This is a genomic window from Acinetobacter sp. V2, from assembly GCF_001188385.1.
Classification (GTDB): Bacteria; Pseudomonadota; Gammaproteobacteria; order Pseudomonadales; family Moraxellaceae; genus Acinetobacter; species Acinetobacter oleivorans.
The window spans coordinates 225,746-233,817 of the sequence record NZ_JZFB01000004.1; the positions used below are offsets into that span (position 1 = coordinate 225,746).

At 41.6% G+C, this 8,072-nt stretch carries 5 protein-coding genes; 2 read left to right on the forward strand and 3 right to left on the reverse strand.

The window, feature by feature from the left end; translation table 11 throughout:
- The 3 genes from UC75_RS21790 to UC75_RS14030 all read right to left on the reverse strand — a co-directional run.
- The coding region (locus UC75_RS21790) for an HTH domain-containing protein (RefSeq protein WP_228137398.1) at nt 1-134 on the reverse strand (134 nt) is incomplete at its 3' end.
- Nucleotides 135-204: 70 nt separating this feature from the next.
- Nucleotides 205-879 carry an HAD-IA family hydrolase gene (locus UC75_RS14025; RefSeq protein WP_005302013.1) on the reverse strand — a complete coding sequence of 225 codons (675 nt, stop codon included), beginning with the start codon at nt 877-879 and terminating at the stop codon, nt 205-207.
- Complete coding sequence (locus UC75_RS14030; protein ID WP_004794885.1) at nt 876-1,808, reverse strand: RluA family pseudouridine synthase; 933 nt, start codon at nt 1,806-1,808, stop codon at nt 876-878. Before UC75_RS14030 ends, UC75_RS14025 begins: the two co-directional genes overlap by 4 nt.
- Nucleotides 1,809-2,529: 721 nt before the next feature.
- On the opposite strand from UC75_RS14030, the gene UC75_RS14035 reads away from it, so the two are divergent.
- Complete coding sequence (locus UC75_RS14035; protein WP_049837946.1) at nt 2,530-5,880, forward strand: Rne/Rng family ribonuclease; 3,351 nt, start codon at nt 2,530-2,532, stop codon at nt 5,878-5,880.
- Between the two features lie 191 nt (nt 5,881-6,071).
- The gene (locus UC75_RS14040) at nt 6,072-7,913 is read left to right on the forward strand and encodes a long-chain-acyl-CoA synthetase (RefSeq protein WP_049837947.1); all 1,842 of its coding nucleotides are present in this window, start codon (nt 6,072-6,074) and stop codon (nt 7,911-7,913) included.
- Nucleotides 7,914-8,072: the final 159 nt, after the last annotated feature.

Consider the following 8,072-nt stretch of genomic DNA (forward strand, 5'->3'; position numbering starts at 1 on the left):
CGTAAGCTATCGATATCGCGATAGACACTTCGGGCACTAATTCCCATACGTTCAGCGAGAACTTGTGCAGTAATTGGATAACGGGCTTCTCGAAGTTGTTGTAAAAGATTTAATAGACGAATAGAACGACTCATTTTTCTCTTCTTATTGTTATTAGACATACAATAAGAGGGAATAAATTCCCCCTTCTTGTATTATTCTAAATTATGCAACATCTACCGTAGATAACTTTGCATATTCTCTTAAAAAGTTGTGCAGCTCAGGTACATCTTTGGCAATCGTTAAAGGCTGGAACTGTTGTAGAACTTCGATCGAATGCACACCATAGCCCACACCAATTCGTGGCATGTTTAACCGCTGAGCCATCTCAAGATCATAGCTACTATCACCAATCATTACTGCACGCTCAACACTCACTCCAGTGACTGTTAAGATTTCTTGCAACATGAGTGGATCTGGTTTCGATCTGGTTTCATTGGCTGCTCGAGTCACATCAAAAAGATGAGTACTCTGGGTTTTTGCGATTACACGATCTAGCCCACGACGGTTTTTACCCGTTGCGACTGCAAGTTTTAAACCTTGCGCTTTTAAATCATGTAGTAGCTCAGCAATACCATCGAACCATGCATCATTTGTAGAGTTTGCAATATAGTGATCGCCATATGCTTTTAAAATTGAGTCATGTAACTCAGGCGCTTCTGGAAATAGGGTTTGCATAACTTCGGGCAAACCTAAACCAATAATGCTTTTTGCTGCTTCATCTGTTAAAGGCAATTCATGTTGTTCTGCGGCATGTTGCAAGCTAGCAACAATCTGTCCAACAGAGTTATATAAAGTCCCATCCCAGTCGAAAATAACTAATTCGGTTTTTAGACTCATTTTGCCACTCTCAAAGCCTTTAATAACTGGGTCATGTCTTCTGGTAAAGGTGCTTCAATCGGTGGATAACCAGGAATATCTAAACGCATCGCATGTAAACATAGACGACGTGCTTCAGGGCCAGTGTACTCAGTCGTGTGTCCATATTTATCGTCACCAATCAAAGGGTGTCCAATGCTTAAACCGTGCACACGAATCTGATGAGTACGGCCAGATAAAGGTGATGCATGAACTAGAGTCGCATTTTTAAAGCGCTCTGCTACAACCCATTCGGTTTTACTTGGTTTACCATCTTTAGTCACACGTACACGACGCTCGCCATTTGCCAGCTCATATCTCAATAAAGGTGCATCAATCAGCTGTTTATCTAAGCTCACTTGCCCTTTAACAATCGCTGCATAGGTTTTACGAATTTTGTGCTCACGCAACATATCTTGTAGTTGTTTTAAAGTGCTACGTTTTTTACTAATCATGACCAGACCAGAAGTATCACGGTCAATACGATGAATAAGTTCTAAATATTTTTTGCCTGTCGCTGCACGTAGTGCTTCAATCAAACCATATGCCATACCACTACCACCATGGACAGCAATACCTGATGGTTTATTTACAACTAACAAACCTTCATCTTCATAGACCACACGGCTTAATAGGCCTTGTGCCACACTGTCACTGACAGGAGCGGCTGTTTCGTCTTTTTGTTCGTAACGAATTGGAGCAACGCGAATCTGGTCGCCAATCTCAAGTTTAGTCTCAGCTTTTACACGTTTTTTATTTACTCGAACCTGACTTTCACGAATCAAACGATAAATACGACTTTTAGGTACACCTTTTAAACGCGAGAACAGGAAATTATCAATTCGCTGTCCTGCTTGATGTTCATCCACCTCAAACCAAGTGACACTTTGCCATTGCTGTGTAGAATTCATACTAATATTTAAACCTGAAATTTTGCTAAATTTGATTAATAAATGACCGTTTAGCTTAGTTTTTTCACAAGAAATCTAAGCTTAGCCCATAGGCAGATGCTGCAAGGTTTGATATAGTCAGCGCACGGATACCGCCGTAAGTGAACATCTAATAGGGAATTTCCCTGATTGAAACTTCAATCAAAATGATGCTTTCACCATCAGCTCGGATAGGTCCTAAAGAATTATGCCGACGCCGAAGGCTTATTATATCGGCAAAATGACAAACTGTTGCGTTTAATTCAGTTTGTTCAAAAAAATATGTTACCAACTCTAGTTGGTTATGGAACGTAAACTGATACACATCAGACAAATCGCTCCTTAATGTTGCCTTCAGGCTAAAGCGTTGATGCATTGGAACTGCCGAAAGCACCGATACGATGAACATTCCGTATCAAACTTCCAAAAAGAAGTCACTTCGCGCTCAATGACAGTGAAAGTCATTAACCAATGTACCGCTCACCCGCCAGTGAAGCACTAAGGAAGTCCGATTTAAAGGTTGAAGCAGTATTGCCTACATCACAGACGAGAATCGAAGTTAAGGCTAAATGTAGCCGGTAACAGATGACTCAGACCACAAATATTTTGAGATCTGGGAAATGATCCGTCATGTTCGATGTTCGTTCAGAACCTTTAAGTTTGTGCGATATGTTTGTGTGGGTCACTATTAGGTGTCACACCCATGAAACGTATGTTGATTAATGCAACTCACGCAGAAGAAGTCCGCGTTGCACTTATCACTGGTAATCGTCTTTACGATTTTGATTTAGAAAATCGTACCCGAGAACAGAAAAAATCCAATATCTATAAAGGCCATGTAACCCGCGTAGAACCTTCTTTAGAAGCTGTGTTTGTTGAATATGGCGCAGGCCGTCAAGGCTTCTTGTCTATGCGCGAAATTGCGAATAGTTATTTCCAAGCAGACCCGCGACAAACTTCAAACATTCGTGAACTCATCACTGAAGGTACTGAATTACTTGTTCAGGTTGAAAAAGAAGAACGTGGTAACAAAGGCGCTGCCCTTTCTACATTCATCTCACTTGCAGGACGTTATTTGGTTCTTATGCCAAACAACCCGAAAGGCGGTGGTATTAGCCGTCAAATTTCAGGTTCTGTACGTGAAGAATTAAAAGAAATTTTAGCTTCTTTAAATTTACCTCGCGGCATGAGTGTTATTGTGCGTACCGCAGGTATTGGCCGTACTCAAGAAGAATTACAGTTAGATTTACAGCATTTGCTTGACCTTTGGGCACAAATCCAAGGCACTGCAAGTTCTGGTCCGTCTCCAATGCTTGTTCACCAAGAAGCTGGCGTAGTTACTCGTGCTATCCGCGATTACTTGCGTGATGACGTTGCAGAAATTTTAATTGATAGCGAACAAGCTTATAACGAAGCGTATAACTTTGTTAAAGCAGTTATGCCACGTCAATTAGATAAACTTAAAACTTATACTTTAAACGAGCCGTTGTTTGCTCATTTTGGTATTGAAAGCCAAATTCAAACTGCTTACGAGCGTGAAGTAAAACTTCCTTCTGGTGGTTCTATTGTAATTGACCAGACTGAAGCTTTAGTTTCAATCGACATTAACTCTGCGAAATCAACTCGTGGACATGACGTTGAAGAAACTGCACTTAACACAAACCTAGAAGCAGCGGAAGAAATTGCTCGCCAACTTCGTCTTCGTGACATTGGCGGTTTAGTCGTTATCGACTTCATCGATATGACTAAAGAACGCAACCAACGTATGGTTGAAGCAAAACTTCGTGAAGCAACACAAAGCGACCGTGCACGTATCCAGTTTGGCCAACTCTCTCGCTTTGGCTTAATGGAAATGAGCCGTCAACGCTTACGCCCATCACTTGAAGAAGCAACTGGATATGTTTGCCCACGCTGTCATGGCACGGGTATGGTGCGTGACTTACGTTCACTTTCGCTTTCAATTATGCGTAAAGTAGAAGAAATTGCACTTCGTGAACGTCATGGTGAAGTACAAGTAGAAGTTCCTGTTGAAATTGCAGCATTCTTACTCAACGAAAAACGCCATAGCCTTGTTTATTTAGAACAAACTTCTGGTGTTCGAGTAACTGTTTTACCTCACCCGCACTTAGAAACACCTCACTATGAAATTCAGTACAATCCAGATGGATTTGCACCATCTAGCTATGAGCGTACTGAAGCAACTCGTTCAAGTGAGAAAGAGTTAGGTTATGAATCTTCTGAATGGCATTTAGAAGAAGCTGATCATGGCCATGCTCATGCAGCTCCTGCTGCAAATAACGCAGCTGGTCAAAAGAAAGCAAATCAAGCAGCTCAACCTTCTGCTGCTCAGCCAAGCACTCAAAAAGCAGCAAGCCCTCTTGCATGGTTAGAGAACCTTTTTGTTCAAAAACAAGCTAAAACTATTGATCAATCTCGTTCAGCACAAAATGCTGCTGCGACAATTGAACAAATGGTCAATACTGGCGCTGTAAGCCGTGGCCAATTTGGACAAGTTGCAGTACCGCCAGTTGCTGAAACTGCTGCGGCTCCATCTAATAATGCTTACATTTCACAGTCTCCTGCTAAACAGGAAGTTCGTGAAAATGTTGAAAAAGACGATAAAGTACAACAACGTCCAAACAACAAAAAACGTAAGCACAAAGAGCAACGTGAACAACATCACCATGCTCAAGAGCCACAACAACAGCAACAACCACAACAGGTTCATGAAGAAGTTGTACAGTTATCACGTCAAGAACAACGTGAGTTAAAACGTCAACAAAAACGTCAGCACCCAGATCAGTCACATCAACAACATCAAAATGATGGACAACAAACTGAAAATGCCGTGCCGCGTCGTGACCGTAATAATCAACAACGTCCGAACCGTCCAAATCGCCACCGCGATCCAAATGTATTGAATGAAAATCAAAATGCACCGGCGGCACCAGTAGTTGTTGATGAGAAACAAATTAAGGTTGATTTGATTGATGCTCCAAAGCATGAAGTCATGAATACAGCCTTAGTAATCAATGTTGATCAGGCACAAAGCGAAATTATTGCTTTGACTCCAGAGCAACCTGTTGAACGCACTGAAACAGTACCTGTTGTTGAAGTCGCTCAAGAGCCAGCTCCAGCACCTGTTGCAGTTGTAGAAGAAGCAGTCCCTGCTAAAGCAGAAGAAACGACGACTCCTCCTGCAGACAACAAAGCTCAACCGCAAATTCAACGTGCGAGCAATGACCCTCGTATGCGTCGCCGTGAACAACGCAACGCGAAACGTGCTAAAGCTGCGGTACCATCTATTGCCCCATCGCAAATTCCAACGTTGGCGCAATATACGATTGGTAGCTTGATTCGTCATGTTTATGGTGAAGACTGCACAGTATTGATTGAACAGTTTGGTTTAGTTCCAACATTCAATCGTGCATTGCAGAAGTTTGCTGAACAGTACGCTAGTACGCTAGCAACAGAAGTCGTGTCTGATGCTGAAGACAAAAAGCCTGTTACTCGTGATGCAGAGCTTCCAAGCAACAAGCCATCACAAGAAGCAGAGCCTGCGCCTGTACTAGCATTGACGCCACAAAAAGAGCAAACACCACGTGTTGCTAATGATCCACGTGAGCGTCGTCGTTTAGCAAAACTTGCTGCTGAACAAGCTTTTGAGCAAGTTAAACAACAACACGCTGCACCAGAAGAAGCTGCACCTGTAGCTCCAGCTGTTGAAGAAACGGTTGTTGCTGCTGCTGCTGAAACACAAGCATCTGTTGAGTCAAAACAACAACCGCTTGAGCTTGATCAAGTGGCTGAAGTAGCTCAAAGTGAAACAAGCGTAGAAGAAACACCAGCGACAACTGTAGTTGAAGCTCCTGTTGTTAAACAGCCTAAAGCATCTGCAAGAGCAAAAGCTGCCGCAGAACAGGCTGTAGCACCAACAGAAGCTACTACAGAAGTTGAATCAGACGATTCTAAGGCAGATCAGGACAAACCAAGTCGTCCTCCTCGTCGCCCTCGTGGTCGTCCACCAAAGAAAGCAAATCCTGTAGCTGAGTAAATCATTTGCTCAATTGCAGCTAATTTAAACAAACCTAGTCATTTCGATGACTAGGTTTTTTTTGTTATTTTTAACCAATTAGGTTGATTGCACTAGAAGAAAAGTTTTAAAAGCATGGTGAACCATGAAAAACACTGTACTTTTGCCAACGCAACCTTTTTTGGATTGATCGAAAAATAAATAGGATTGATATGAGCCAGACAACACAGACCGATATCATTACGCTTGGTGATGTTGCAACAAGACTTCCTAGCTTCATCCCCAAAGTACCCCATATCCTGAATGGTCTTAAACAGGCTTACTTAAGAACAGCAAATACACCAACGGGATTAGGTGTAGCTTTTGAAAAAGCTGTTAAGCGAAATCCGCAAGGCATTGCTTTATTATTTGAAGATCAACGTTATTCATATGAAGCTTTAAACGAATGGGCTAACCAGATTTCTCACTATTATCTATCTCTTGGCGCACAAAAAGGCGACGTGATTGCCGTAATGGTTGAGAACCGTTCTGAACTTATTGCCACGATTGTAGGTTTAGCTAAAATTGGGGTAACGATTGCACTTGTTAATACCTCTCAAGTAGGTAAGGTCCTCGCTCATAGTATCAATCTTGTAAAACCAATTGCTGTAATTGCAGGTGAAGAAGTTCGAGCTGTAATTGATGAAATTCGTCAGGACTTAAATGTTCCTAAAGACCGTTTTCATTGGTTTGCAGATCAGGCTACACGTCAAAATGTGGGAACAGCACCTCAAGGTTATGCCAATCTTGCAATAGAAATTGATCAATTTCCAAAATTTAACCCATCGACTACGCAATCTGTTCATGGAAATGATGGCCTGTTTTATATTTATACTTCGGGCACAACAGGCTTACCAAAGGCTGTTATTTTCAAACATAGTCGCTGGACACTTGCCTATGGCACCTATGGTCACATTTTAAACCTTGGCCCAGATGATGTGATGTATGTAACTTTACCGCTTTACCATGCAACAGGTGTCGTAGTTTGCTGGTGTGGTGTGATTGCGGGAAGTTCTACCCTTGCAATTCGACGTAAATATTCAACCAGCGCGTTCTGGAAAGATGTTCAGAAATTTAATGCCTCTGCAATTGGCTATGTAGGAGAGCTTTGCCGTTACTTAATGGATGCCCCTCCTACAAAAATTGACCGTGCCCACCGCGTAACCAAAATGATCGGTAATGGCATGCGTCCAAACATTTGGGATAAGTTCAAACAACGTTTTGGTGTGCAAGAAGTTCTTGAGCTTTATGCATCAAGTGAAGGCAATGTCGGGTTTAGTAATATTTTTAACTTTGACAACACAGTAGGCTTCTCTCCTACGCCATATGCCATTATTGAGTTTGATAAAGAGAAAAATGAACCTGTCCGTGATAAAAAGGGCTGGTGTAAAAAAGTTAAAGCAGGTGAAATTGGTTTGCTAGTGGGTAAAATTACCAGCCGCTCACCTTTTGACGGCTATACAGATCCAGAAAAGAATAAATCTGTGATTATGAAAGATGTCTTTAAAAAAGGTGACTCATATTTCAACACGGGTGACCTTGTTCGTAATATTGGTTTCCGTCATGCTCAGTTTGTTGACCGCTTAGGCGATACCTTCCGCTGGAAAGGCGAAAATGTATCTACTACTGAAGTTGAGAACATGGTTTGTGAATATGACAAGATCGCTGAAGCGGTGGTTTATGGGGTAGAAATCCCAAATACCAATGGTCGTGCTGGTATGGCAGCAATCACACTTGCTGATGGCGCTGAGCTAAATGAGTCTGACTTAACCGAAATGGTCACTATATTTAAAAAATGCCTTCCTGCTTATGCAGTACCCGTGTTTTTACGTGTGCAAGCTAAAGTTGAAACAACAGGTACTTTTAAATATCAAAAGAATAAATTGAAGGAAGATTCGTTTAATCCAAGCAAAACTTCTGAACGTTTACTCGCTTTATTACCTGGTACGAACAGTTATTGTGATGTCACAACTGAAATTTTTGACAATATTCAGGCATATAAATACCGTTTTTAGTTCATTTTTTAGCTAAACAAGAGGAAATCGTGCTTTTTATAGGCAATCATGCAAATGTTTTTGATTTACCTCTTGTGTTAGTTGAATAACTTGCTAAAATACGCGACATCAAAACGATACGGGTCGTTAGCTCAGTTGGTAGAGCAGCGGACTTTTAAT